Source organism: Paracoccaceae bacterium (assembly GCA_012103375.1).
Classification (GTDB): Bacteria; Pseudomonadota; Alphaproteobacteria; order Rhodobacterales; family Rhodobacteraceae; genus WLWX01.
This window is the reverse complement of record WLWX01000001.1, coordinates 3,130,183-3,155,681: the sequence shown is the minus strand read 5'-3', so window position 1 is coordinate 3,155,681 and position 25,499 is coordinate 3,130,183. Positions and strand designations below refer to the sequence as shown.

Annotated in this window: 26 protein-coding genes, 1 tRNA gene and 3 pseudogenes; 9 read left to right on the top strand and 21 right to left on the bottom strand. The window is 61.6% G+C overall.

Annotated elements, in window-relative coordinates:
• Positions 1–94 precede the first annotated feature (94 nt).
• Both GKR99_16100 and rpmJ read left to right on the top strand, forming a co-directional pair.
• Positions 95–169 (top strand) — tRNA-Val (locus GKR99_16100).
• A complete protein-coding gene (gene rpmJ / locus GKR99_16095; protein ID NKB28981.1) occupies positions 169–348 on the top strand; it encodes a 50S ribosomal protein L36 in 180 nt (59 codons plus the stop codon). The genes GKR99_16100 and rpmJ overlap by 1 nt, the downstream gene beginning before the upstream one ends.
• Positions 349–525: 177 nt before the next feature.
• Here the strand turns inward: rpmJ and GKR99_16090 are convergent, their stop codons facing one another.
• Together GKR99_16090 and GKR99_16085 are read right to left on the bottom strand one after the other, a co-directional pair.
• Positions 526–2,352, bottom strand: a complete 1,827-nt coding sequence (locus GKR99_16090) for a peptidoglycan-binding protein (GenBank protein NKB28980.1) — start codon at positions 2,350–2,352, stop codon at positions 526–528.
• A gap of 278 nt (positions 2,353–2,630) precedes the next feature.
• The gene (locus GKR99_16085; protein NKB28979.1) at positions 2,631–3,536 is read right to left on the bottom strand and encodes a LysR family transcriptional regulator; all 906 of its coding nucleotides are present in this window, start codon (positions 3,534–3,536) and stop codon (positions 2,631–2,633) included.
• 122 nt (positions 3,537–3,658) lie between these two features.
• On the opposite strand from GKR99_16085, the gene GKR99_16080 reads away from it, so the two are divergent.
• Positions 3,659–4,888: a transposase gene (locus GKR99_16080; GenBank protein ID NKB28978.1), complete on the top strand. Its 1,230-nt coding sequence runs from the start codon at positions 3,659–3,661 to the stop codon at positions 4,886–4,888.
• Between the two features lie 58 nt (positions 4,889–4,946).
• On the opposite strand, the gene GKR99_16075 is transcribed toward GKR99_16080, so the two are convergent.
• Positions 4,947–5,087, bottom strand: coding sequence for a hypothetical protein (locus GKR99_16075; GenBank protein NKB28977.1), 141 nt, complete (start codon positions 5,085–5,087; stop codon positions 4,947–4,949).
• On the opposite strand from GKR99_16075, the pseudogene GKR99_16070 reads away from it, so the two are divergent.
• A pseudogene (locus tag GKR99_16070) lies at positions 5,088–5,252 on the top strand (IS5/IS1182 family transposase).
• Positions 5,253–5,407: 155 nt separating this feature from the next.
• On the opposite strand, the gene GKR99_16065 reads toward GKR99_16070, so the two are convergent.
• From GKR99_16065 to GKR99_16050, 4 genes are all read right to left on the bottom strand, one after another.
• Entirely contained in the window at positions 5,408–6,319 is a 912-nt protein-coding gene (locus tag GKR99_16065; protein NKB28976.1) for an AEC family transporter, read from the bottom strand.
• 42 nt (positions 6,320–6,361) lie between these two features.
• Positions 6,362–8,383, bottom strand: coding sequence for an NAD(P)-binding protein (locus GKR99_16060; GenBank protein ID NKB28975.1), 2,022 nt, complete (start codon positions 8,381–8,383; stop codon positions 6,362–6,364).
• A gap of 70 nt (positions 8,384–8,453) precedes the next feature.
• Positions 8,454–8,834: a hypothetical protein gene (locus GKR99_16055; protein ID NKB28974.1), complete on the bottom strand. Its 381-nt coding sequence runs from the start codon at positions 8,832–8,834 to the stop codon at positions 8,454–8,456.
• A gap of 8 nt (positions 8,835–8,842) precedes the next feature.
• Positions 8,843–9,295, bottom strand: a complete 453-nt coding sequence (locus tag GKR99_16050) for a hypothetical protein (protein ID NKB28973.1) — start codon at positions 9,293–9,295, stop codon at positions 8,843–8,845.
• Here GKR99_16050 and GKR99_16045 point away from each other — a divergent pair.
• Entirely contained in the window at positions 9,281–9,631 is a 351-nt protein-coding gene (locus tag GKR99_16045) for a hypothetical protein (GenBank protein ID NKB28972.1), read from the top strand. The genes GKR99_16050 and GKR99_16045 overlap by 15 nt on opposite strands.
• A gap of 201 nt (positions 9,632–9,832) precedes the next feature.
• Here GKR99_16045 and ilvD read toward each other — a convergent pair whose 3' ends face one another.
• A complete protein-coding gene (gene ilvD, locus GKR99_16040) occupies positions 9,833–11,596 on the bottom strand; it encodes a dihydroxy-acid dehydratase (GenBank protein NKB28971.1) in 1,764 nt (587 codons plus the stop codon).
• Positions 11,597–11,808: 212 nt separating this feature from the next.
• On the opposite strand from ilvD, the gene GKR99_16035 reads away from it, so the two are divergent.
• The 3 genes from GKR99_16035 (at position 11,809) to GKR99_16025 (ending at position 15,045) form a co-directional block, all read left to right on the top strand.
• Positions 11,809–12,732, top strand: coding sequence for a CPBP family intramembrane metalloprotease (locus GKR99_16035; protein NKB28970.1), 924 nt, complete (start codon positions 11,809–11,811; stop codon positions 12,730–12,732).
• A gap of 64 nt (positions 12,733–12,796) precedes the next feature.
• Complete coding sequence (locus GKR99_16030; protein ID NKB28969.1) at positions 12,797–13,777, top strand: acetyl-CoA carboxylase carboxyltransferase subunit beta; 981 nt, start codon at positions 12,797–12,799, stop codon at positions 13,775–13,777.
• A complete protein-coding gene (locus GKR99_16025; protein ID NKB28968.1) occupies positions 13,774–15,045 on the top strand; it encodes a bifunctional folylpolyglutamate synthase/dihydrofolate synthase in 1,272 nt (423 codons plus the stop codon). Before GKR99_16030 ends, GKR99_16025 begins: the two co-directional genes overlap by 4 nt.
• 198 nt (positions 15,046–15,243) lie before the next feature.
• Here the strand turns inward: GKR99_16025 and zapE are convergent, their stop codons facing one another.
• From zapE to GKR99_15970, 11 genes and pseudogenes are all read right to left on the bottom strand, one after another.
• Positions 15,244–16,320: a cell division protein ZapE gene (gene zapE / locus GKR99_16020; GenBank protein NKB28967.1), complete on the bottom strand. Its 1,077-nt coding sequence runs from the start codon at positions 16,318–16,320 to the stop codon at positions 15,244–15,246.
• Between the two features lie 103 nt (positions 16,321–16,423).
• The gene (locus tag GKR99_16015; protein NKB28966.1) at positions 16,424–17,209 is read right to left on the bottom strand and encodes a phytanoyl-CoA dioxygenase; all 786 of its coding nucleotides are present in this window, start codon (positions 17,207–17,209) and stop codon (positions 16,424–16,426) included.
• The gene (locus tag GKR99_16010; protein ID NKB28965.1) at positions 17,206–17,826 is read right to left on the bottom strand and encodes an HAD-IA family hydrolase; all 621 of its coding nucleotides are present in this window, start codon (positions 17,824–17,826) and stop codon (positions 17,206–17,208) included. The genes GKR99_16015 and GKR99_16010 overlap by 4 nt, the downstream gene beginning before the upstream one ends.
• Before the next feature lie 9 nt (positions 17,827–17,835).
• Positions 17,836–18,804 carry an EamA family transporter gene (locus tag GKR99_16005; protein NKB28964.1) on the bottom strand — a complete coding sequence of 323 codons (969 nt, stop codon included), beginning with the start codon at positions 18,802–18,804 and terminating at the stop codon, positions 17,836–17,838.
• Between the two features lie 124 nt (positions 18,805–18,928).
• Positions 18,929–19,378 (bottom strand): YaiI/YqxD family protein, encoded by a 450-nt coding sequence (locus GKR99_16000; GenBank protein NKB28963.1) that lies wholly within the window; start codon positions 19,376–19,378, stop codon positions 18,929–18,931.
• Positions 19,379–19,381: 3 nt separating this feature from the next.
• Positions 19,382–19,600, bottom strand: a complete 219-nt coding sequence (locus GKR99_15995) for a hypothetical protein (protein ID NKB28962.1) — start codon at positions 19,598–19,600, stop codon at positions 19,382–19,384.
• 170 nt (positions 19,601–19,770) lie between these two features.
• Positions 19,771–19,920 (bottom strand): hypothetical protein, encoded by a 150-nt coding sequence (locus tag GKR99_15990; GenBank protein NKB28961.1) that lies wholly within the window; start codon positions 19,918–19,920, stop codon positions 19,771–19,773.
• Positions 19,889–20,434, bottom strand: a pseudogene (locus tag GKR99_15985) (S-formylglutathione hydrolase). Before GKR99_15985 ends, GKR99_15990 begins: the two are co-directional and overlap by 32 nt.
• 14 nt (positions 20,435–20,448) lie before the next feature.
• Positions 20,449–21,366, bottom strand: a pseudogene (locus GKR99_15980) (AEC family transporter).
• Between the two features lie 85 nt (positions 21,367–21,451).
• A complete protein-coding gene (locus tag GKR99_15975; protein NKB28960.1) occupies positions 21,452–22,255 on the bottom strand; it encodes a hypothetical protein in 804 nt (267 codons plus the stop codon).
• 153 nt (positions 22,256–22,408) lie between these two features.
• A complete protein-coding gene (locus GKR99_15970) occupies positions 22,409–23,386 on the bottom strand; it encodes a rubrerythrin family protein (GenBank protein ID NKB28959.1) in 978 nt (325 codons plus the stop codon).
• A 105-nt stretch (positions 23,387–23,491) separates the two neighbouring features.
• Between GKR99_15970 and GKR99_15965 the strand changes: the two genes are divergently transcribed.
• Positions 23,492–24,118 carry a TetR family transcriptional regulator gene (locus GKR99_15965; protein NKB28958.1) on the top strand — a complete coding sequence of 209 codons (627 nt, stop codon included), beginning with the start codon at positions 23,492–23,494 and terminating at the stop codon, positions 24,116–24,118.
• 65 nt (positions 24,119–24,183) lie between these two features.
• On the opposite strand, the gene GKR99_15960 is transcribed toward GKR99_15965, so the two are convergent.
• On the bottom strand, positions 24,184–24,906 hold the full coding sequence (locus GKR99_15960) for an NYN domain-containing protein (protein NKB28957.1): 723 nt from the start codon (positions 24,904–24,906) through the stop codon (positions 24,184–24,186).
• The gene (locus GKR99_15955) at positions 24,906–25,400 is read right to left on the bottom strand and encodes a GNAT family N-acetyltransferase (protein NKB28956.1); all 495 of its coding nucleotides are present in this window, start codon (positions 25,398–25,400) and stop codon (positions 24,906–24,908) included. The genes GKR99_15960 and GKR99_15955 overlap by 1 nt, the downstream gene beginning before the upstream one ends.
• Positions 25,401–25,499 lie beyond the last annotated feature (99 nt).

Below are 25,499 nucleotides of genomic sequence, written 5' to 3'. Positions count from 1 at the left end.
CCGGCCCCGCCATCCTTTTATAGACCTCTCGACCGGCGCGGGGGCCTCCCTCGCGCCCTGTTCTTTTCGGGCAGGCCGGGTTTCCGGGGGACATGGGTGATTAGCTCAGCGGTAGAGCACTTCGTTGACATCGAAGGGGTCACTGGTTCGATCCCAGTATCGCCCACCATGACGTTTTTGCCGCCCGCGCGGGTGGCCCCGACGATACGAAGGAAAGACGCGATGAAAGTCAGAAACTCGCTGCGTTCGCTGAAGAACCGGCACCGCGATTGCCAGATCGTGCGCCGCAAGGGCCGCGTCTATGTGATCAACAAGACGCAGAAACGGTTCAAGGCCCGTCAGGGTTAAACCCGTTTCGGGCGGCCGCTGGCTGTCCTGTTTGAACGAAGACGCCCGCCACGGTCTTCCGCGGCGGGCGTCTTCGTGTCCGGACGGCGCTGCGCAATACGCCCAGTTTTCCGGCGTACCCGATCATAAACCGGCACACCGGCCCCGCCCCGTCAGGCCGGGGCCGTTCCATCCACCCTATTCGAACAGCGAGATTATGCCCCCCGCCAGCAGACGCACCATCGTCGCTTCGTTCAGATAACCCGTCACCTCGAGATTTCGACGGTCCTGGAACCGGCGAATCGCCCGCCGTGTGCGATCATTGAATTCGCCGTCCACCCGGCCCGGCTTTAACCCCAGCACGTTCAGGCGACGTTCGACCAACTGCCGGGTGACGCGGTTCAGACCAAGCGATTCTTCCTCGGCCCGCGCGCGCTCCAGAATGGCGGCATTGGCGGCTTCTTCTTCGTACACCGCAATCCGCGCCCGCGCTTCGTCGGCAAAGACGCCGTTTGGAAAAGCGCTCAGGTACACCCGATAGCCCTGCAGCGAATTCAACTCCTGCGCCTGTTCCCAGGCCCGCCGGTCACGCCGCTCGGCCCGGTTTCGCTTGCGTTCATCAATTGCCGCAAGGCGTGCATTGGCAATCTCGGCATAGAGCCCGTCAGGATAGCGTTGCAGATAGGCGCGGAAATTTTCCTCGCCCCCGTTGAGGCCGGTGCGGCTCCAATAATCGCGGTCCTGGCGTTCAAGCTCCAGCCGGCGCGCTTCGGCTTCAGCGGCCTGTTCCTCGGCCCGCGCCTGGCCCTGCTGAAGCAGCCGGTTGATTTGCGCGACATTCAGATAGCTTGTGACGCGCAGGTTATTCGCGTCCTGCCAGCGCGAAATCGCGCCCCGCGTTCCGGGGCCGAAAATCCCGTCGATCCCGCGCGGACGAAAATCGAGGATCGTCAGCGCCCGCTGGATCTGCTGACGGTTTTCCCGCGTCAGGTTCAGCGCTTCTTCGGCCAGACGCGCGCGCCGGTTCGGCTCATCCGTGTAAGACTCGACGCGTTGGCGTGCCTCATCCGCATGCGCCCCGTTGGGATAGCGTTCCAGATACCGGCGATAGGCATTGAGCGTGTCCAGTTCCTGAACCAGCTCCCAATAGCCGACCTCGGCTTCATCCACGACCGCTTCGGGCGTCAGAAACGCATAGTTGTCGGGTAAGTATCCCGCCGCCCGCATACCGCGTGTCGCCACGACAGCATCCGGAATCGACGCGCCGGGTTCGGCCAATACATCGCGCATGAATCCAGCGCCTTCGCGGGTGTTCGCGCTGACGATCGTGACGCCTTCGGGGATCGTTGGCTGGCCGATTCCAGCCCGCAGATACGCGCCATATTGATCGGATTCCCCATCCCCAACCAGCACCAGAACGGCGCGTTCCGGGCTGGCCGACAGGACCGCCAGAACCGTGGACAGCGGCAGCGCATTGAAGCTGAGGCGCGCAATGCCGGGCCGGTCGGAATCGACAGGCAGCAGATAGGTATCGGTCGCGGAATGCATGAACCGCCCCGACAGAACAACGATCAACCCATCCGCGTTGGGCGCCATCTGAACAAACTGGGCGACAGAGGACTGCATCTCGGACAGATCCGCATTTCGCGCGCCAACCACATCAATCCCGGCCCGGTCCAGTGCCGAAGCGGCCGACACGACATTGTCGCCACGCCGCAAATCGCGGATTTCTTCATAGTTTTCGTTGCCAATGACCAGGGCAATATCAGCCGCCCAAAGCGGCGCGGCACAGGTCAGCAGCAGGCCCGCCAGGGCCAGTTTCAGCGGATGGGTCGTCATGGTCGCCTCCCTTCGGCGACGCGGTGTTAGTCGATTCTCCCAAAAATCCTCGATCACCAATCCGTCCCGGAGGCATCCCCCGGCCGCACCAGTTCGACTGCACCGCGCATTTTTTTGAGCGTGTTCGAGAACCATTTGCCCCCGTATCGTGGCATCTTGGGCGGCGGTTTCCAAGCGGACAGTCATTTTGCCGCCGATCACCCGCCAAAGTCAGGTGCAATTGCACATTGTTGATGATGCCGCAGGCTTCACAAATCCCGGTCGCATGGTATCGTCGCAACATGGAACCGATCACTATGGGCTTTTACGCCATCGTATGCGGCCTTTTGGGCGCAGCCGGGCCGAAACTTGGCGCACTGCCAGTGCGATTGGGAATTGGCGCGGTCGTCGGCGTGATCGCGTCAGCCCTGTTGCCGCTCATCCAGGGGGCGATGGCGTATTAGGTTTGAATTCCGCTCGCCCGCTCAGGCGGCCACGGATTTCTGTTCCGAAAATGCGCCGACCAGGAAGTCGATGAAAGCGCGGACCTTGGGCTGGGTGAACCGGCCCGGCGGATAGACCGCATAGATACCCTGCGTTTCGATGGGAAGATCGGGAATCGCCTCTTCGACCAGGCCTTCGGCCATGGCATCCTCGTACAGGAAAGACGGCAGATAGGCGATCCCAAGGCCCGAAATGGCAGCATTCAGAAGCGATTGCCCGTCATTGACCGTCAGCCACCCGGCGGTGCGCACCTGACGTTTCTCACCCGATGGCGCGGTCAGTTTCCACACGGCGGCATTGGCCTGATTGGAATAATGCAGCAGCTTGTGTTCGTTCAGATCGTCAATTTTCTTGGGGCGGCCATACGCCTCAAAATAACTCGGCGCGGCAATCATCCGTCGCGTCGTTTCGGTCAGCTTTCGCGCGCGCAGCGTCGAATCTTCCAATTCTCCGATCCGGACGGCCATGTCGAACCCTTCCGAGATCAACTCGACGTACCGGTTGTTCAGCACCATGTTGACGGTGATGTCGGGATAGGACTGCAAGAACTCTCCGATCACCGGGCTGAGGTGGTTGGCTCCAAAGTCGGTTGCGACCGAAATGCGCAGCAGCCCGGACGGGGCCGATTGCATCGCCGTGACCAGCGAATCCGCTTCGCCCGCGTCATTCAGCACCCGGCGGGCACGGTCATAGTACACCAGCCCGATCTCGGTCGGCGAAACCCGGCGGGTGGTGCGGTTCAGCAGCCGTGCGCCAAGGCGCGCTTCAAGCGAAGAAACGTGTTTGGACACGGCAGATTTGGAGATCCCCATTTTTCGCGCGGCATCTGTGAACCCACCTTGGTCCACAACCGTCGCAAAGGCTTCCATTTCAGTCAGTCTATCCATTGCAGTACTCGCTAATGCGCCCCCAGTTCCCAATGGTATGGCCGCGAAGATACTGTTGAAAAAGTCCGTTGATTGGCCGCGCACGCTCTGATTCACTTGTTTTGAGGGTGGAGGGTTCGGCGATGATGGGTCCAAGGCAAGTTGCGCAAGGCGCGCTGTTCTATGAGTTCTCGATCGAGAGTTTTGTGCCGAAGGATCATCCCGTCCGGGGAATTGATCGCTTCCTTGATCTGACAGGTGTGCGCCCCTTGCTCGCTTCATACTACAGTGCCAATGGCCGCCCTTCGATTGATCCTGAACTGATGATCCGCATGCTGTTGTTGGGCTATTGTCAGGGCATCCGTTCCGAGCGACGGCTTTGCGAAGAGGTTCATGTCAATCTGGCGTATCGTTGGTTTTGTAAGCTTGATTTGGCTGATCCAGTGCCCGACCATTCGACATTCTCTAAGAACCGGCATGGCCGTTTCCGCGAGAGCGGTTTGTTCCGACATTTGTTCGAGGTCGTTTTGCAGCGCTGCATGGATGAGGGGCTGGTTGGCGGCCACAGCTTTGGTGTTGATGCCAGTCTGATCCCCGCGAATGCAAACCAGACGCGCGGCGTTGAAAGCAAAGACGGACTGCCAGCAGATCTGACGTCCCGTGCCGTCGACGAATATCTCGAGACGCTGGATGATGTGGCCTTCGGTGCTGCGACCAAGGTCGTCCCCAAATACATCTCACCGGCTGATCCAGCAGCGCGTTGGACTGGGGCTGACGGGGGAGCCGCCTACTTTGCCTATTCCACTAACTATATGGTCGATTTGGATAATGCAGTCATCGTGGACGTCGAGCCGACGGCTCCGATCCGGCCTGCAGAGGCGCGGGCAGCAAGGGAGATGATCGATCGTGTACATGAGCGGTTTGGCATCAAACCTGACAAGCTTGTGGGTGATACGGGTTACGGATCAGCCGAGATGTTGGGCTGGCTTGTGGACGAACGTCAAATCGAACCCCACATTCCGGTCTGGGATAAGTCAAAACGAACTGACGGCACATTCTCACGCGAAGACTTTGTCTACGACCCGGCGACCGACAGCTATACTTGCCCGACCGGCAAAGCCTTGCAAACATATCGGCGGAACTTCTCAAAACCGCGAAAGCCCAATGGCAGCAAAGACGGGTTCATCAGATACCGAGCCTCAAAGCACGATTGCGACGCATGCCCTCTGAAGTCGCAATGCTGTCCGAAGGACGACGGCAGACGCCTTATGCGGTCCGTTCACGAAGCCGCCCGAGACGTCGCTCGCGATATCCGAAAAACAGATGCCTACATGATTGTGTTGAAAAACTCCGTTTTAGGGCCTGAACGATGATTTTTCTTTCCATGCAGCCCGATCCTAAATTTTTGGCGCGGGGGTCGGCCCAAATCGCCTACATGCGCTCACGCGCAGCCATGCGCTGTCTCGTGGTCAAAGCTTTCCGACTATTTCGCTTCATAGGTTTTCGCAAGAAATCCGCGACGCTCTGATTTCGGAGTTTTTCAACACAATCTACATGACGTCGTTCATCCAAAGGCGGAAGGTTGAAATGCTCTTTGCCCACCTGAAACGATACATCGGCGTGCAGATGATGCGGCTTCGAGGACCCAAAGGCGCAACCGAACAGTTCCAACTCGCAGCAACAGCTCAAAACCTCCGGAAACTGGCGAAGTTGGTGCCAGCAACAGTGCCAACGTGAAAGAAAACGGCGCGCGGCCGCCTCTCGCTCAACAACGCGCCGACCAAAACATCGACTTCTTCAACAGTATCCGAACTTAGGCGGAATTGCGGAGATTGCCCGACAATACGAGGGTGCTGGTGCGACTGTCTTGGGAATGGAAACCAGATTTTTGCCTAAAAACTTAACTCTATCTGCATGATCCATAGTGGCAGTGATATGGCGGCCAGCAAGGTGGACTGCGCAACCAATGTGGCCGCAAGCGTCCGGTCGGCGCCGAATCCTGCGGCCAGAACATGCGCCGCAGAAGCGGTCGGAAGGGCCGCAAACACCACCAGCACAGACGGGGTCGCGCCCTGCATGCCAAGCGTCATGGCAACCGCCCATGCCGCCAGTGGCAGCAGGATCAGCTTGGTTGCCGTGATTGTGGCCGAAAACAGGTTCAACTTCGCCAGAGCGCCCCAATTCATGGTCGCCCCAACCGATATCAGCGCAATCGGAATCGCCGCCTGCGCCAGCAGTTGCAGCGGGGCCAGGATCAGCCCGGGAATCTGCAGTCCTGACAGCCCGACAAGAACCCCCGCAAGACTGGCCAGAAGGAACGGGTTCAGGGCGATTTTGTGCAACGTGCCGGAAAGCCCAAGATGGCTGCCCCGACCCAGCGCGGAAACGGCGAACACATTCGCCACCGGCACCGCCAGCCCGGCCACAACCGCCATCAACGCGGTGTCCGCCTTGGTCAGCGTCGCCACCGCCACAAAGCCCATCGCGGTGTTGAACCGCCACGCGCATTGCCAGGACCCTGCGAAATCGAGGAATGCAGACGGCCCAAATCGTCGCGCCCCATAGCCTGCGACCAGCCCAAGAAACAGAATCAGCCAAACCGCGGGACCGATTGTCGCCACCTTTGCCGGATCAATGGGTCGCGAGGCTGCAGCGGTGAACAACAGCGCCGGAAACAGAACTTCGAAGTTCAGCTTATCCAGCCCCTGCCATGCGTTGGCTGACAATCGCCCGCGCACGAAGCGGCCCAGAATGACCATCAGGAAACTGGGGACCAACCCTACAAGAATGCTGCTGAAAACCATTCCGCGACCCTGTGGGATGCTGCGATCCCTTGCAAGGCATCTTCACAATCGCAGGGCCAGCCTGACACCCTGGTCAATCGCGCGTTTCGCGTCCAGTTCCGCGGCGATATCCGCGCCGCCGATCACATGGACTGTCCGACCCATCCCGGCCAGCGCATCGGCAAGGCCGCGTTCCGGTTCTTGTCCGGTGCAAAGCACCACGGTGTCGACGGCAATCAGTTCCGGGTCTTGGCCGGTTTCTGCGCCGCCCAGATGCAGACCGTCAGCAGTAATGCCCTTATAGGTCGCCCCGCCTCGCAATGTGACGCCCTGAAGCTGCAACCCGGCGCGGTGAATCCAACCCGTCGTTTTGCCCAGCCCCTTGCCGGGCCGCGTTGTCTTGCGTTGCAACAGTGTGATCTGGCGCGCCGCCGCTTCAGGTTGCGGGCCGCTCGGTGCCAGCCCGCCGCGTGCCTTGGCCGGGTCAGTGACACCCCAGAATGAAAGCCATGCCTCCAGGTCAATGGTGCGGCTGCCACCCGCTTCGGCCAGAAACGTCGCCACATCAAACCCGATCCCGCCCGCGCCGATGATCGCCACGCGGTCGCCGACCTCGGCATCGCCTGCCAGCACATCAATGTAACTCAGCGCCCGTTCCTGCCCCGGAATTCCCGGATCGCGCGGGCGCACCCCCGTAGCAACGACGACCTCGTCAAAATCCGTAAGCGCATCCGCCTCGGCGCGGGTGTTCAACCGCAAGTCGATGGATGACGACGCAAGTTCGGCTTCATACCAGGCGACAAACCCATGAAACTCTTCCTTACCCGGAATTTTCCGCGCCATGTTGAGTTGGCCGCCGACAACACCGGAGGATTCGAACAGCGTCACCGAATGCCCGCGCCCATCCAGCGTCAGTGCTGCGCTCAACCCCGCGGGCCCGGCCCCGACCACGGCAATTTTCTTTGGATTGTCCACGGGTTCGGCCACCAGCTCGGTCTCGTAACAGGCGCGGGGGTTGACCAGACAGGTGCTGAGTTTGCCTGCGAATGTGTGATCCAGACAGGCCTGATTGCAGGCGATGCAGGGCGCGATGCGCGCCGCCTTTCCTGCCGAAGCCTTGGCCACGAAATCCGGGTCCGCCAGAAACGGGCGCGCCATCGAAACCATGTCGGCGCAGCCCTCGGCCAGAACCGCTTCGGCCACCTCGGGCGTGTTGATCCGGTTTGAGGTGATGATCGGAATGCCAACCCGCCCCATCAGCTTTTTCGTCACCCAACTGAAGGCGCGGCGCGGCACGCTGGTCGCAATCGTCGGGATCCGCGCCTCGTGCCAGCCGATGCCGGTGTTGAGGATGCTCGCGCCAGCGGCCTCGATCTGACGCGCAAGCGATACGACCTCGTCCCATGTCTGCCCATCAGGGATCAGGTCCAGCATCGACAGGCGATAGATCACGATGAAATCGTCGCCCACTGTTTCGCGCACGCGGCGCACCACCTCGATCGGCAAGCGCTGGCGGTTGGCGAGGCTGCCACCCCAATCATCCGCGCGCTTGTTGGTATGGCTCACCAGGAACTGGTTCAGGAAATACCCTTCCGAGCCCATGACCTCGACCCCGTCATACCCCGCCTCCCGCGCCCGCGCGGCGGCAGTCACGATATCGGCGATCTGCTTTTCGATGCCATCGGCGTCCAGCTCGGTCGGCGGGAAGGGAGAGATCGGGGATCTGATCGGCGAAGGTGCCACACAGTTGGGCGCATAGGCATAGCGCCCGGCATGCAGGATCTGCATCGCGATCATCCCGCCCGCGTCATGTACCCGGTCGGTGACACTGCGGTGGTTGGCGATATCATCGGAGGTATAAAGGCCCGCCGCCCCCGGAAACACACCGCCTTCGGGGTTCGGGGCCATGCCGCCGGTAACCATCAGCGCCACGCCCCCTCGCGCCCGCGTGGCATAGAACTCGGCGACGCGGTTCCAGTCCTTCGTTTCCTCCAGCCCGGTGTGCATCGACCCCATCAGCACCCGGTTCTTCAGCGTCACATGCCCCAGATCCAGCGGGGCGAGCATATGGGGATAATCGTACATGCCATCGGTCCTGTGTGCGTGATCCTCAGCCTGCCTGCAATGCAGACGGGTTGCCAGCCGGGACGCCGCGTCAGTCGCCTTGGTCGATCTTGCGCGATACCGTGCGCAAGGCCGCCGACAGAAGATCCACTTCGGTCCTCAGCGCCGACACTTCAGCGCGCAGATCGCCCTCCAGCGCGTCACCGATCAGCAGGTCGAACCGATGCAGTTCGCCACCACCTGCGTCGCGGATCGAAAAACTCTGCAGCCCGTCGCAAATCGCATCGCGCGGGACAGTGACGCGGCTCAGCCAGTTGCCTTGCCCGTCCGGGCCGATCTGCAACGTAACCGCAGCATCACCGCCAAGCCAGTGGGCCGAAAGTTCCGGCGCTGTTTCGGATGAATGCCCGCGCAGGACACCTTCCCACAGGCCTTCGCGAAACCGGGTCTTGGTCAGGAGCAGATCTGCCATGTCCCCCCTCACAATTCGGCGCGCGGTCGGCGACTGAAGGTCAGATCGCGGATCGTGACCCGGTTCATGCGCGGCTGACCGATGATGAAGTCCAGCCAAAGCCGGTCCACCCGTTTTTCGTTGACCTTGGTATAGGCCAGATCGAATTCCACCGCTTTATCCGCCGCCGCCATCGGAATTTCACGGACGATATGTTCGGTGTTCGGGCCGTGGATGATGTTGAGGCGGGCAAAAACCTCGGTCGGGTGCTCGGCCTCGATCGTCGGGACCATGCGCAGAACATAGCGCCGGTTTAACCCGGCGGTCGCCGCCTCGGGCAGATCAAAGACCAGCGACAGATAGGTTCCGTCAAAGTCGAATGCCGCGACTGAGAGGTGAAACGGGGCCGTCGCTTCGGGGCCATTTTCTGCTGTCTGGCGCAACAGGATGTTGGAGAGCTGCGCATCGTGGAAAACCGTCACCTCGGGGCCGAAGGCGGTCTTGTCGCGCACTTCGCCAAGGGTCGCGGGCCGGATCGGAACGCTCCATGCAGCCGGACGCCAGGTCCAATCGGTGTTGAGCGGGGCCGAAATCGGCGAGGACGCAACGCCCCCCAGACGCGCATCGGCGCTGGTGATCAGCCGGTCCAGCCGCACGCGCAATTCCTGTGCCAGCGCGCGCAACAACCGCAATCGGCCGATTGTGTTGAAAAACTCCGAAATCAGAGCGTCGCGGATTTCTTGCGAAAACCTATGAAGCGAAATAGTCGGAAAGCTTTGACCACGAGACAGCGCATGGCTGCGCGTGAGCGCATGTAGGCGATTTGGGCCGACCCCCGCGCCAAAAATTTAGGATCGGGCTGCATGGAAAGAAAAATCATCGTTCAGGCCCTAAAACGGAGTTTTTCAACACAATCGGCCCAGCGGCATCGTCGGTGCGGCATCAGCAGCGCGTGCCCAGCGCGCCAAAACGCGCCGTGACACCACCTGTCTGAGGCCGGTCCCCACCGCCGTCGCGCCTTACAGGTCCATATAGACGTGACGCTCGGCCTCGGCCCCCGGATGGGTCACGGCGCCCTGTCGCGTCGGCCCGACAAGCTGCGCATATTTCCACAACGCGCCCGAGGCATAGATGGTTTCGCGCGCACCACCCCAGGCCTCTTTCCGCTTGGCCATGTCGGCGTCGCTGACATCCACCGAAATCTCACCCTTGATCGCGTCGATGGTGATCATGTCACCATTTTCCACCAATGCGATTGGCCCGCAATGCGCCGCCTCTGGCCCGACATGCCCAACGCAGAAACCGCGTGTGGCGCCCGAGAATCGCCCGTCAGTGATCAGCGCGACTTTCTTGCCCATGCCCTGCCCGGACAGGGCGGCGGTGGTCGCCAGCATCTCGCGCATCCCCGGCCCTCCGGCGGGGCCTTCGTTGCGGATCACCAGAACCTCACCTTCTTCGTAGGTGCGTGCTTTAACGGCCTCGAACGCATCCTCTTCGCATTCAAACACGCGGGCCGGGCCGGTGAAGACCTGCTGTTCCTCACTCATCCCGGCGACCTTCACGATGGCCCCATCGGGGGCCAGATTGCCCATCAACCCGACCACACCGCCGGTCTTGGTGATCGGATTAGCGACCGAGTGGATGACGCGGCCATCAGCCTCGCCAGTCACGCGGTCCAGCTCTTCCCCCATGGTCCGGCCCGAGGCTGTCATGCAGTCTTCGTGCATCAGACCCGCCTTGCGCAATTCCTTCATCACCACCGGCACGCCGCCCACCTCATAAAGGTCTTTGGCCACATACTGCCCGCCCGGCTTCATATCGACGAAATAGGGCGTGTCGCGGAAGATCTCGCAAACGTCCTGAAGCGTGAAATCAATCCCGGCCTCATGTGCAATGGCGGGCAGGTGCAGGCCCGCATTGGTCGACCCGCCCGTACACGCGACGACACGCGCGGCGTTTTCCAGCGATTTCAGGGTTACCACGTCCCGCGCGCGGATGTTTTTATCCAGCAGGTTCATCACCGCCTGACCCGAGGCAACGCCGTATTCGCCGCGGCTTTCATAAGGCGCCGGCATACCGGAGGAATTCAGCAGTGCCAGGCCAATCGCCTCACTCACGCAGGCCATGGTGTTGGCGGTGAACTGACCACCACAGGCCCCGGCACTGGGGCAGGCAACGCGTTCCAGAATGGCAAGTTCGGCGTCCGAAACCTCACCCGCCTGATAGCGTCCGACCGCTTCGAACATGTCCTGAACCGTCAGATCACGGTTCGCAAATTCAGCCGGAACATCGGCGCCTTCGGGCACTTTGCCCGGCAGGATCGAACCGCCATACATAAAGACCGAGGGCGTGTTCAGCCGCACCATCGCCATCATCATCCCCGGCAGCGACTTGTCGCAACCCGCCAGCCCGACAATCGCGTCATAGCAATGGCCGCGCATGGTCAGCTCCACAGTGTCGGCAATCGCTTCGCGACTGGCCAGTGAAGACCGCATGCCTTCATGCCCCATCGCAATGCCATCGGTCACGGTGATCGTGGTGAATTCGCGCGGCGTGCCATTGGCCGCCAACACGCCCTTCTTCACCGATTGCGCCTGCCAGTTCAGCGCGATGTTGCAGGGCGCAGCCTCGTTCCAGCAGGTCGCAACGCCGATGAAGGGTTGATTGATCTGCTCTTCAGTCAGGTCCATCGCATAGAAATACGACCGGTGCGGCGCACGCGCGGGGCCTTCGGTCACATGGCGGCTGGGCAGGTTGGATTTGTCGGTCTTGTTCTTCAGCATCTGGTCCTCGCACGTGCATCGTGTTGATCGCCATTGGGAATAGTGTGCGACCCCCCGTGATACAAGGTGCGTTTGGGCCGGGTGCATCCAGGCTGCGATGCGCCACAGACCAAGAAGCAACCGGCATTTGCCACGCGCAAAGCCTGCGTGTTCAGATTGCATCCCCGGGCGCGCCCTGTCTAACCTGTGCCGTGAAACACAGGCAGCTCCCCATGTACGCCACGCCAGAAGACCCGCCCCAAACCCTTACGCCGACAAATCGGGGCGTATTCGAGGCTTTCATCGCCCCGGCCCGCGCCTATCCGCAACTATGGCGGCTGATTCTTGGAATTCTCCTGATCGCGGCGACGATGGTGCTGCTGGTCGCATTGCAGATCGGTGTGGTGTTCTGGATCGTCGGTGCGGGCGCATTCAACGATTGGATGGATCAACTCGTCAATGCGCTCAGCCCGGCAGGGACCTTGTTTCTGATGCTGACATTCGCCGGAATGGCACTGGGGCCGATGCTGGCGGCCAGAATTCTGCACAAACGGGCGTTCCTATCCGTGATCGGGCCAATGCGTTTGGCGGCGCGGGATTTTTGTGTGACGGGCCTGATCGTCGCGGCGATCATGGCGCTGTCGCTGGGCGTCTGGTCGGCCAGCTTTGACGCGATCCCGAATGTCCCGCCGCAGATTTGGATCACGCTCCTGCCGCTTTCGGTGGCGGGCATCCTGTTGCAGACCGGCGCCGAAGAAATCGCCTTTCGCGGCTATCTGGCGCAGCAATTGGCGGCACGGTTCGCCAGGCCCTGGGTCTGGATGTCCGTGACCGCGATTGCCTTCGGAGCGTTGCATTATCAGCCCGAGGTCGCACCATTCAGCCGCTGGATGGTGGTAATCTGGGCGACGGCATTCGGGCTGGCGGCAGCAGATCTGACCCGCGTGTCGGGCAGTATCGGCGCGGCCTGGGGGTTTCATTTTGCCAACAACGCTCTGGCGATCCTGATCCTGTCGACCGAGGGGACAAAACCGGGGCTGGCGCTCTACCTGACGCCCTACAGCATTAATGACGCCCCGCTCGCCAGTACATTCGCCATCGATCTTGTCACGACAGTCCTGGCCTGGGTCCTGTGTCGGCGCGCGGTGCGGCGCTGATTGCATTTGCGCGCGCCTGCGCCTAAGTCATCGATCAGACCAAATTGCAGGGGCAGCCCAGCCGATGAACTGGATTTCGAATTACGTCCGGCCCAAGATCAACTCTCTGTTTTCGCGCCGCGAGGTGCCAGAGAACTTGTGGAGCAAATGTCCCGAATGCGGCACCATGCTGTTCCACCGCGAATTGCACGACAGCCAGCATGTCTGCACCAACTGCGATCATCACATGCAATTGCTGCCCCGGGACCGGTTCACGGCCCTGTTCGACGGCGGCGTCTTTGTCGAGGTCAAAGTCCCCGAACCGCTGGCAGACCCGCTGCATTTCCGCGACCAGAAGGCCTATCCGCAACGGATGAAAGACGCCCGCAAATCGACGGGCGAGGCCGAGGCGATGCTGGTTGTCGAAGGCGAGATGGGGCGCACACCGATCGTGGCCGCCGCGCAGGATTTCACGTTCATGGGCGGCTCTATGGGGATGTTTGTCGGCAACGCCATCGTTGCGGCGGCTGAACGCGCCATCGAACTCAAACGCCCGCTGATCCTGTTTTCCGCCGCAGGCGGCGCCCGGATGCAGGAAGGTATCCTGTCGCTTATGCAGATGCCGCGCACGACCGTGGCGGTCGAAATGCTGAAGGAAGCCGGGCTTCCCTATATCGTTGTCCTGACCCACCCGACCACCGGCGGCGTCACGGCCAGTTATGCGATGCTGGGCGATGTGCAAATCGCAGAACCCAACGCGCTGATCTGTTTTGCCGGTCCCAGGGTTATCGAACAGACGATCCGCGAAAAGCTTCCCGAAGGCTTCCAGCGGGCCGAGTATCTGCTGGATCACGGCATGCTTGACCGGGTCACCCACCGGCGCGATCTGCGCGCCGAGTTGATTACGATCACCCGTGCACTTCTTGGGATTACACCTGCGGTTGCCGGGGATCTTCCCGCCCCGGGGCAAGAGGTTGAAACCGCCCTCGACCCGGATGCGAATGCGAATGCGCGTTCCAATGGGGCCGAGGAAAAGGCCGAACCCGAAGCCACCGCCAAACCGTGACCGGCGACACCTCGGACATCATCCTGGAACGGATGATGTCGCTGCACCCCAAGATCATCGACCTGACACTTGACCGGATGTGGCGGCTTCTGGCCGCACTCGGCCATCCCGAACGTGATTTGCCCCCGGTGATCCACATCGCCGGGACCAACGGCAAAGGATCGACCCAGGCCATGGTCCGCGCCGGGCTGGAAGGCGCAAACCACCGGGTCCACGCCTATACCTCGCCGCATCTGGCGCGATTCCACGAACGTATTCGGGTGGCGGGGGATCTGATCTCGGAAAGCGCCCTGACGGCTGTGCTGGACGAATGCGAACGCGCCAATGGCGACGTGCCGATCACCTATTTCGAGATCACGACCTGTGCCGCCCTGCTGGCTTTTGCGCGGGCCGAAGCGGATTTCACGCTGCTGGAGGTCGGGCTTGGCGGGCGGCTGGATGCGACCAATGTGATTGATCCTATCCTGTCGGTGATCACACCGGTCGACCTGGATCACCAACATTTTCTTGGCGATACTCTGGGCGAAATTGCCGGCGAAAAGGCCGGGATCATCAAACGCGGCGTGCCGGTCGTCGTCGGAAAGCAACACAACGACGCGTTGGACGTTATTGAAGCCCGCGCCAACGCGCTGGGCGCGCCTATCCTGGCCTATGGCCAGCACTGGCATGTCTGGGAAGAATGCGGACGTCTGGTATTCCAGGATGAGGCAGGCTTGCTGGATCTGCCCCTGCCAGCCCTTCCCGGCGCGCATCAGATCGACAACGCCGGAATGGCACTTGCGGCCCTGCGGCACCTGGGGCGGGGCGAAGCATCGGCGCAGGCCGCCGTGGTGTCGCCTGAATGGCCCGCCCGCATGCAACGACTTCGCAGCGGCGCGCTGGTCGCGCGCGTCCCCGGTTGCGAAGTTTGGCTCGACGGCGGCCATAACCCGGCCGCAGGCAATGCGGTTGCGGCGACATTGTCCGCTCTGCCCAAACGTCCGACCCATCTGATCTGCGGCATGCTGAACACCAAGGACGTCGCCGGTTATATGCAACCACTTGCCAACGTCGCAGACAGCCTGACCGCCGTGTCGATCCCCGGTGAAACGGCTACCCTCAGTGCCGAGGATACCGCTGCTGCGGCTCAATCTGTCGTCTTCGAAACATACACGGCGACATCGGTAGAGCAGGCTTTGGACGCCATCGGGGCGGCCCACCCGGGCGCGCGCATCCTGATATGCGGGTCGCTCTACCTCGCCGGGCATGTGATCCGCCAAAACGGCTGAGTTCAGCGCCTTCGCCAACCCGCCAAATCCCTATCAATTTCACGCATCGGCGCGCCAAACCTTCTTCCCTTTCGCTCTTCTCGTTGAAAATATCCCGGGGGCCTGGGGGCTGGCCCCCAGTTATCTCGCGTCTGGGGGCCAGCCCCCAGTTGTCTCGTGTCTGGGGACTGGCCCTCAGCCTGCGCCGAACACGGTTCGCTATCCCCAGCCATCACTCGACATTTCCACCAAACGCGAGGCTGTGCGCTCAAACTCGAACGTCCCTTCGCCTTCGACATAAAGCCGATCGGGCACGGCGGCGGCGCTGGCAATCAGGCGAATCCGCGCTTCATAGAGCGCGTCGATCAGAATGACGAAACGGCGCGCCTCATTATAGTTTTCGCGGCTGAGCAAGGGGATGTCTTCCAGAACCAGCACCCGCACAGCTGCGGCAATGGCCAGATAGTCGGCTGGACCGAGCGGTTTTGAGCAGAGCTCCCAGAATGACACCCGCCCGACACCGTTGCGGAATTGCGGGATCTGCGCTGTCCGCCCATTGACCATCAGGTCCAGCGGGTCAGCCTCGCCACCGATCAGGCTGGTCCAGATTGCGTCGATTGCATCGCGCGCAGCGGCGTTGACGGGGGTGAAATACACCTGTTCGCCGGCAAGGCGTCCCTGGCGGTAATCTGTCTGCGCAACCAGCTCGTGCACGTCCATCCGGTCCGTCAACAGCGCGATGAATGGCAGGAACAACTGTCGGTTCAACCCGTCTTTGTAAAGGTCATCGGGCGGGCGGTTCGACGTTGTCACGACCACGACGCCCGCCTCGAACAACTTCTCAAACAGCCGACCGACAATCATCGCATCGGCGATATCGGTGATCTGCATTTCGTCAAAGCACAGCAATCGGGCGTCTTCCGCGATCTGCGCAGCAATCGGCGCGATCGCATCATCCAGCCCCTCCCTGCGCGCCGCGGCAATTCCGGCCTGAACCTCTTGCATGAAGGCGTGGAAATGGACCCGGCGTTTTGCCTCAATCGGGGCGGCTTCAAAGAACATATCCATCAGCATCGATTTGCCGCGCCCGACCCCGCCCCACAAATACAGCCCGCGCGGTCCATTCGCAGATTTACCACCCCGCAGCCCCGCCAGAAGACCCTTCTTTCGCGGCAGTTTCCGCAAACTATCGGCCAATGCGTCAAACAGCGGAATCGCAGCCTGTTGGGCCGGGTCGGGTGTCAAACGACCCTTGGCCACCCCGGCGGCATAGATATCGGACAGGCTGTCACTCATCCTTCCGATCTAGCGTAGCACCGATCCATTAGAAACCGTGATCCGTCGCAGCATGTGGCGGCGACGGGCAAGGCGCGGTTGGACCAATTGAGGGGCGCGGCCGCTATGGCCCGCGCCACACCACCGGAAACCAATCCTCGCGCAGCTTTTGCCCGGCAGTCATGCCGTGCCCGGGAAACGGGGGCGACGTGCGACCGGGGCGTTCCACGTAACGCGCGTCATCGCCGACAAATCGCAGGCTCAGCGCGCGCCGGCGACTGGTCGCCATATTGCCACGCGCGCCGTGCACTGTGTGATAGTCGAACAGAACCACGTCGCCGGGGTCCATATCCCATTCCAGCACATCGACCGATCCCGGATCGGCATCCGGGTCCGGCACCGGTGTCCAGTCGCCGCCGTCATAAAAATCGCTGTCGTCCGCCCAACTGACCGGGCGTACCATCTTGTCCCACCTGTGCGACCCCGCAATCAGGCGCAGCGACGCATCGCGCACCGGGTCCAGCGGGCACCACAGGCTGACGGTTTGCGACCCTTCGACGAAGTAATAGGGCGCATCTTGATGCCAGGGCGTTGGCTTGGGCGTGCCCGGTTCCTTGACCAGCACATGGTCGTGGAAGATCTGAGCCGTCCTTGACCGCATGGCCCGCGCCGCCAGTTCACCGGCAGGGCTGTCGCGGATGATCGTTTCGAATTCAGGGATCCGGGTCCAGTTGCAATAATCGTCAAAGAACCGCCCCTCGGTCACCGCATTTTCGCTGGCGTGGGGGCCGGGGTCAGCCATGTTGCGGGCGATGCCGTCAGCCATCTGGTCAACCCAGTCCGACAGGACACCCCGCACAACCACTGCGCCATCACGCTGGAATGCCTCGATTTCGGCGTCCGAAATCATGCCTGCCCCTCTCGCAAAAGCCCTTCTGCGATCAGCCGGGCGGCCCAGCCGTCCGGGCCTTCGAACAGATGTGTCTGCCAACCGCGTGCGGCGGCTGCATCAAGGGTTTCCTGCCGATCATCCGCAAACAGCAGGCCCGCCGGGGCCACACCGCAATCCGCCTCCATCTTCTGATAGATTTCCGGATAGGGTTTCACGACACCCATGTGGCCGGAAATATACCGCCGGTCGAAATTGCCCAGAAACGGATATTGCGTCTCGGCGTAGGCGAAGCTTTCGATCCCGAAATTGGACAACGCGAAGACCTGCACGCCGTTGGACCGCAACGCATCAAGCACCGCGACCGACCGGTCGATCGAGGGCGAGGCCAGTTCGATCCAGCGGTCGTGCCACATCCGGATCTCATCCGCCCACTCCGGAGTCGCCTCGGCGGCGGCATAGATCGTGTCGCGAAAATTGCCTCCCCGGTCGACCCGGTCATTGACGTCGTGAAGGTCGACCGCGTCAAACATCGCGCGACGACGATCCGGACCAATCTCGGCATCATAGAACCGTTCCGGGTTCCATTCGATCAGCACATTTCCAATGTCAAAAACGACGGCCTCGACGTTCGCCATTGCGGCCTCCTATCGTCTATAGTGGGTGGCGCTGGCGCGCTCACGCCGATCCTGCACCGCTTCGCGCCACAAAAGAAACAACCCGCCGCCGATGATCAACGCAATACCGATCCAGTCGGTCAACCCGGGCAATTCATCGAAGATCAGATACCCCATGACAATCGCCACCGGCATGGCGACATATTCAAACGGGGCAACAATCGCCGCCTCGCTGGCGCGGTAGGCGTAAGAGATGAAGAAGCCACCAAGTGCTGAGGTCATCCCGACCAGAACCAGCAAGGGCAGGTCTGCCGCGCTAAGCCAGATCCAGCCGCGAAACAGGAATTCCAGCGATGGCCCGTGCCGGCCCGCGAACTGTCCGTGGCCAAGCGCCAATCCGATCAGGGTGGCGGCAATGACGAATGTGACCTGGATGTAAAACGCCAACGCCGTTGCGCTTTCGGTCCTGCCCAGATGCCGGGTCATGATATGCAGCGAGGCATATCCAAACGCCGCCGTCAGCGGAAAGAGCGAGGCTGCCTGGAACGCCGCCGTTCCCCGCTGCACGATCACCAAGACGCCGATCAACCCCACGACGATGGCCGCCCAACGGCGCGGTCCGACCCGTTCGCCCAGGAACAGGACCGAGAATGTGGCGATTATCAGCGGCGAGATGAAGAAGATCGCAACCGCCTCGGCCAGCGGCAGCGCCGCGAGGCCAAGAAAGAACATCATATTCGCAAAGACCACAAAACTGCCCCGGATCAGGTGCAGGTGCAGACGGCGGGTTCGAAGTTGCGCGATGCCACCGGTTAGCGGCGCAATAACGACCAGTCCGAATACGATCCCAATTATCGACCGGACGAATACGATCTGATGCAGCGCGTAACTGTCGCTGAGGAATTTGATCGTGCCGTCGTTAACCGAAAAGAACAGCATCGCGAGGATGGCGGCGAAGGCCCCGGCATAGGTTTTCGGAATGACGGTCGTGGTGGTCATGGGATGCTTGTCTGCTTCTGACCGGGCAGCGTCAATCCGCGAAGACAGATCCGTTTGTCATGGACCTCAGCGGATGTTGTAACCGCTCCATATTTCGCCCGGATTCAAACCCATAGGCGCGTCGTCAGCCGCCGCGCAGCGTCGCGCGAACCGCGCGTTCCAGCGCGTCGCGAAACCGTGACCGATCGGCCTTGGAAAACGCCCGCCCCCCGCCTTGCCGGAACGGGTCGGCGGCGCGCAGATCGGTCATCAGATCACGGGTGGCCAGCGCGTTGCCGACATTGGCGGCGGTCAGCGCCTCTCCGTTAGGCTTCAGGACCGCTGCGCCGGCTTCCACGCAACGCGCGGCCAGCGGGATGTCAGATGTAATCACCACATCGCCAACCCCGGCACGCTCGGCGATCCACATGTCGGCCACGTCCGGGCCATCGGCGACAAAGACGCTTTCGACCAGCGGATTGGCCGAGGGCCGGATGCCGCCGTTCGAGACCATGAACAGCTTCAGATGATGGCGGGTCGCCACCGCCTCGGCCTCGGCCTTGACGGGGCAGGCGTCGGCATCGACATAGATCATCCCTCAGCCCCACAAGGCTTCGGCATGGAACGCGACGTGATCTTCCATGAAGCTCGCCACGAAGTAATAGCTGTGGTCGTATCCCTGCTGCATGCGGAAGGTTGCAGGTTGGCGGCGGGTGGCAATCGCCTCGGCCAGGGCCTCGGGTTTCAGCAGATCAAGGAACTGATCCGATGCCCCCTGATCCACCAGCAGCGGCCCGGCAAACCCTTTGTCGCGCATCAGCAGCGTCGCATCATGACCCGCCCAGCGCGCCTGATCCTCACCCAGATACGCGCCCAGCTGTTTGCGGCTGATTGTGTTGAAAAACTCCGTTTTAGGGCCTGAACGATGATTTTTCTTTCCATGCAGCCCGATCCTAAATTTTTGGCGCGGGGGTCGGCCCAAATCGCCTACATGCGCTCACGCGCAGCCATGCGCTGTCTCGTGGTCAAAGCTTTCCGACTATTTCGCTTCATAGGTTTTCGCAAGAAATCCGCGACGCTCTGATTTCGGAGTTTTTCAACACAATCGGCCCCAATCGGACGCCGGAGGATGCGCAAGCGGCGCAAAAGCCGACGCGCTGAGATAGCGATAGGGATGCGTCATCGCGATGGTCAGCGCCCCGTGCCCCCCCATGGAATGCCCGGTGATGCCCATCCGATCGGTGTCGATGGCAAATTCGGATCCGATCAGGTCGGGCAATTCATCCACCACGTAATCCCACATCCGAAAATGCGGCGACCAGGGCTTCTGGGTTGCATTGACATAAAATCCCGCACCCTGCCCTAGATCATAGGCCTCGTCATCTGCCACGCCCTCACCCCGAGGGGAGGTATCGGGGAATGCCACGGCAATGCCATGCTGCGCCGCCCAGGCCTGCGCACCCGCCTTAGTCATCGCGTTTTCATGCGTGCAGGTCAGCCCGGACAGGAACCACAGCACCGGAACGGTGCCATCCTGCGCTTCTGCGGGCAGAAACAGCCCAAACGTCATATCCGTGCCCGTCGCCGACGAGGCATGGGAATACACCCCCTGTACGCCGCCAAAGCACACGTTCTCGCTGATCGTTTCCATTGCCGTTCCTTCCGTCATGCAGCCACCAGGGCAATCACCGCCGAAACTGTCACCACAGATGCAACCGTGGAAAACAGGATCGACGCAGACACCCGCTGCGGCGCAACCCCATAGTGTTGCGCCAGAATATAGACGTTTCCGGCGACCGGAAGGGCGGCAGCAGAAATCATCACACCTGCGGCAAATCGGTCGACTGGGAAGATCACAAGCGCTGCGATGGCAACCGCTGCGGGGTGCAGAACCAGCTTGGCAAAACTCAGCCAGCCCGCCACGCTGACGCGTTCTGCCGATTTGAACGCCAGCGAGGCACCGATGGCAAACAGCGCGCCGGGCGTTGCAGCCGCGCCAAGCATGCCGAGGAATTCGTCAACCGGGCCGGGGATCGTCCAGCCGGTCCCCGATCAGATCAGACCAAGGCTGATCGACACGATCATCGGATTGCGGATCAACCCGCCAATGGCCGAAGCCAGCGCCCCACCCGCCCCGCGCGAGCTGGTGATCAGGATCACGATCAGACTGCCAAAGACGATCAGATCGCAGGCCAGAACCAACACGACGGGCCCGATGGCCGCCTGCCCCAGCAACAGCGCCAGCATCGGCACGCCAAGGAACCCGACGTTGCCGACCACGCCGCACTGCGCCTCGACCGCGGCCTCGGCCACGCCCAGCCCGCGCCACCTGGCAACGGCTGTGACCAATCCATAAACCAGCAAACCGGCGCCAAGGTAGGCGGCAACGAATGCCCAGCTGAACACCTCGGACAGAGACAATTGCGCCGACCAACCAAACAGCATGGCCGACAGCGCGAAATAGAAGACGAAGCGGGTCAGATAGGTCGACGCCTCTTCGCTGAAAAACCCGCGTTTGCCCGCGCCCCAGCCAAGGGCGATCAGCGCAAAAAACGGCAGTGTTTTGAAGAAGACCTCGACCATCGGGCGCAGCTAACATCGACAAGGTTGAAGGGACCAGCCCGGGCCGTCACCTTGTCACATGCAACGCGGCATTGCCACGGGTCAATCAGGTAAAGATCGTCCGGATATCGGCGTCGAATGAGAATTCCAGGCGCTGCAATGCTGCGCGGAAATTCGGGCCGATGTCATCGCTGGTCCGCTCGGGCGCGGCAACATAATCCGGGTGCGCCTTCACCGCGCGCGAGGCCTGGGTCTGGTCAAAAACCGGCCGTATCCGGCGGCCCAGAGGCGCATGAATCAGCCCGTCACGCAGATCCCGCCAAAGCGATTGCGGAAACCGGAACAGATCGTCGTGCATCCACAGCGTCTTCATCGGATGATCCTGCGCCACCTGATACCAGGCGAGTGTCAGCAGAACCTGATCCCAGACCAACGGATTCTGCTCACAAAGCCGGGTCCAGAGGTCAATGACGCGCCCGGCAACCGGGGATTTTCCGAAATAGACCGTGCCGGACAGATCGTACCAGCCAAATCGCCGCACACAGGCCATATCGAAAGACGCATCCGACAGGAAACCGGGTGCGCGTAGCAGCGCCGCGTCTGCGTCGATCCAGCAAATCGGGCGATCACTTTCGGCCCAGGCACGCTGCATCACCCCTGCCTTGAGGCAGGTATTCGCAACCCAGCTGCCCTGGTCCGGCAGGCTTTCGATCCGGTGGGGAAGTGACCATTTGTCCAGCGTCGCGCGCAACCGCTTTACCCGTTCGATATAGGGGGCGGTCCGGGTGTAATAGGACACGAACAGCGGCGGTGTTCCCGTTGAACGACCGTAATACTCGATTAACGCGCCCATCTCGGCGGCATAGGCCTGATCCTGCCCCGACGGGTTGCGAATGTGGAATTGCGCCAAGGTGCCAGCCGGGCAATCGCCTAGCCGGGAAAACCCGGCCGGCGGGCAAGGCGCGATGTCAGGCGCCTGCTTGGGCGGGCGAGCACTTCCGTTGTCAAGCAATTCTGCAATCTCCGTTCTGCGACTGTCCGGTCAATGGCATCAGGCCCGGCCCTATCCCGACCCGATCAGGATTCCTGCGGCCAGGACCAGCCCACCGCCCAGAACAACCTGCATCGCTGCGCGAAAGAACGGGGTTTGCATGAAGCGGTTCTGAATCCAGGCAATCGCCCAAAGCTCGATGAAAACGACGATCACGGCGACCGTTGTGGCGGTCCAGAAATCCGGGATCAGATAAGGCAGCGCGTGGCCCAAACCGCCAAGCGTCGTCATAATCCCCGAGGCGAAACCCCGTTTGATCGGCGATCCGCGCCCGGAAATTTCGCCGTCGTCGCTGGCCGCTTCGGTGAACCCCATCGAAATGCCAGCGCCGACACTGGCCGCCAGCCCGATCAGGAAGGTGTTCCATGTGTCGCCCGTCGCGAACGCAGCCGCGAAAATCGGGGCCAGCGTCGAAACCGAGCCATCCATAAGCCCCGCCAGCCCCGGCTGCACCCAGGTCAGAATGAACCGGCGATGCGCCGTCCGGCCTTCGGCGTCGCGGGCGCTATCGTCCAGATGTTCGGCCACAAGATCATCCGCCGCCCGCGAATGCCCGGCCTCGGCCGCAGCCAGATCACCCAGAAGCTTGCGCGTCTCCGCATCACTGCTGAGGCTGGCCGCCTTTTCATAGAATCGCTGGGCATCACGCTCCATCATCTCGGCTTCGTCGCGGATACGTTCCAGGCCCAGGTTCTCGACCAGCCAGATCGGGCGGCGGGCATAGAATCCGGCAACATGCTCACGTCGGATCAGGGGAATGACCGCGCCAAACCGCGCGCGGTGCACCTCGATCAGGGGGCGGCGATGGTCATCCTCTTCTTCGGCCATACCGTCAAAAACAGCCGCCGAAGCCGGGAATTCTGCGCGCAACCCTTCCGCATAGGTCCGGTAAATCCGGGCATCGTCTTCCTCTGACGAGATTGCCAGGGCCAGAACCTCCTGCTCGGACAGGTCGGCGAATTTGCGGCGATGGGATACACCCGGAATCATGGCGCAATGTCCTTGCTGGTCTCTGCCGTTTCCTAGCACGCGCCTTGCCGGGACTGAACCGTCTGGTTTAGGGTCATACTGACACTTTTCATCCAGCCGAGGCCCATGAACGCACCTGACACCCTGCCGCGACAAGGGCGCAAACTGGCGCAAGTGCTGGAGGGTGCGCGAAAGGTGTTCCTGCGCGATGGATTTGACGGGGCCGGTGTGGACGACATCGCGCGAGAGGCGGGCGTGTCCAAAGCAACGCTTTACAGCTATTTCGCGGATAAACGCTTCCTGTTTGTCGAGGTTGCCAAGATCGAATGCCGCCGCCAGGCCGATGCGGCGATTTCAACGATGGATATGTCTGGCCCGCCGCGTCAGGTCCTGACCGAGGCCGCAGGCCATATGTCGCGATTTTTCCTGTCCGATTTTGGCCAGGCCGTGCATCGCATCTGCATCGCCGAAAGCGTGCGTTTCCCCGAGCTGGGGCGCGAATTCTATGCCTCGGGCCCGCAGCTGGTTCGCGACATTCTGGTGTCCTATCTGGAAGGCGCCAGCGCACGCGGAGAGGTGGACATCGCTGACATCCCGCTTGCCGCCGACCAATTCCCCGAACTGTGCAAGGCCGCGCTGCACATCCAGTTGATGATGGGGGTTCGCAGCAGCTTCTCAGAGGAGGAGATTGCGCGCGTCATCACCGGTGCGGTGGACATGTTCATGGCGTGCTATGGGACCCGAAATGGGTGACCCAAGCAGGGCGCGCACCGGGCGCGGACATTTTCAGATACGTTATAGATAATCCGGTTGGCGCCCTAATCCGCGCGCCGCACGTGCAGTTGGTTGCCAATCTGCTTGGTCTCGAACCGTTTCAGCTCTTTGATCAGATCCGACAGCTTGCGCTTACCATAGGTCCGCGTGTCGAAATCCGGGTTGTCGCGCACGATGTACTGACCCAGCTGGCCCAGGGTGTACCACTCCTCTTCCTGCTCGATCTTGTCCATCGCCTTCAGGATCAGCGGCACCGCCTCGATCGGCGCCGTCTTTGCGGATGGTTTCGCCGCTTGCCCCGCGCCCTTCTTGGCCGGTTCAGGGTCGTCCACGATGTTTTCAATCAGCACAAACCGGTTGCAGACATTGCGCAGCGATTCCGGGGCCTTCTTTTCGCCAATGCCAATCACCTCCAGCCCGTTCTCGCGGATGCGGTTGGCAAGGGCGGTAAAGTCACTGTCGGAACTGACCAGCGCGAAGCCGTCGAACCGGCCCGAATGCAGAATGTCCATCGCGTCGATGACCAACCCGATATCGCTGGCATTCTTGCCAACCGTATTGGCACTTTCCTGATGGGCAACAAGCCCCAGATCGCGCACCACCTTGGTCCAGTTGTTCAGCCGCCCAGACGACCAGTCCCCATAAACCCGGCGCAGCGCCGGTTCCCCGAACGAGGTGATTTCCTTCAGGATCGCCCCGGCGTATTTCGCCGGAATGTTGTCTGCGTCGATAAGGACGGCAAATAGGCGGCGGGGGGCGTCAGGCATCAGGCCTCCAAAAGCGATTTGTGCAGGATCAACGCATCGACATAGCCCTGTTCGGGGTGCAGGAACACCCCCGGCAGACGCCCGGCCTCGACAAATCCGGCGCGCTTCCACAGACGGATTGCGCCTTCGTTGGTGACAAGGACCAGATTGAACTGCATCGCCCGGAACCCCAGCACCCGCGCGGTGTCCTGCGAATGGGCCAGCATCGCGCTGGCCACCCCCATGCCGGGCGCCGCACTGGCCGTTGCATAGCCGCAGTTACATACATGGGCCCCACCGCCGCGTTGGTTGGGGCGAAGGTAATAGGTGCCGACAATCTCGCCGCCCACCTCTGCCACGAAGCAGTGGCTTTGCGTCCAATAAGCCAGCGCCTCGTCCCCGCTGATTTCGGGTTCAATGGCATAGGTATCCCCAGCCCGGAACACCGGGCGCAGGATGTCCCAGATGGCGGCGTGATCGCCCGTGGTTGCTTTGCGAATAGTCAGCGCACTCATGCAGCATCATCCGGGTGGCCACCAGGATCGCGCAGTACACACACGATCCCGGCGGCAGGGATAACAGAAATTGCGGCGCAATCAGAAATGGTTGCCTGA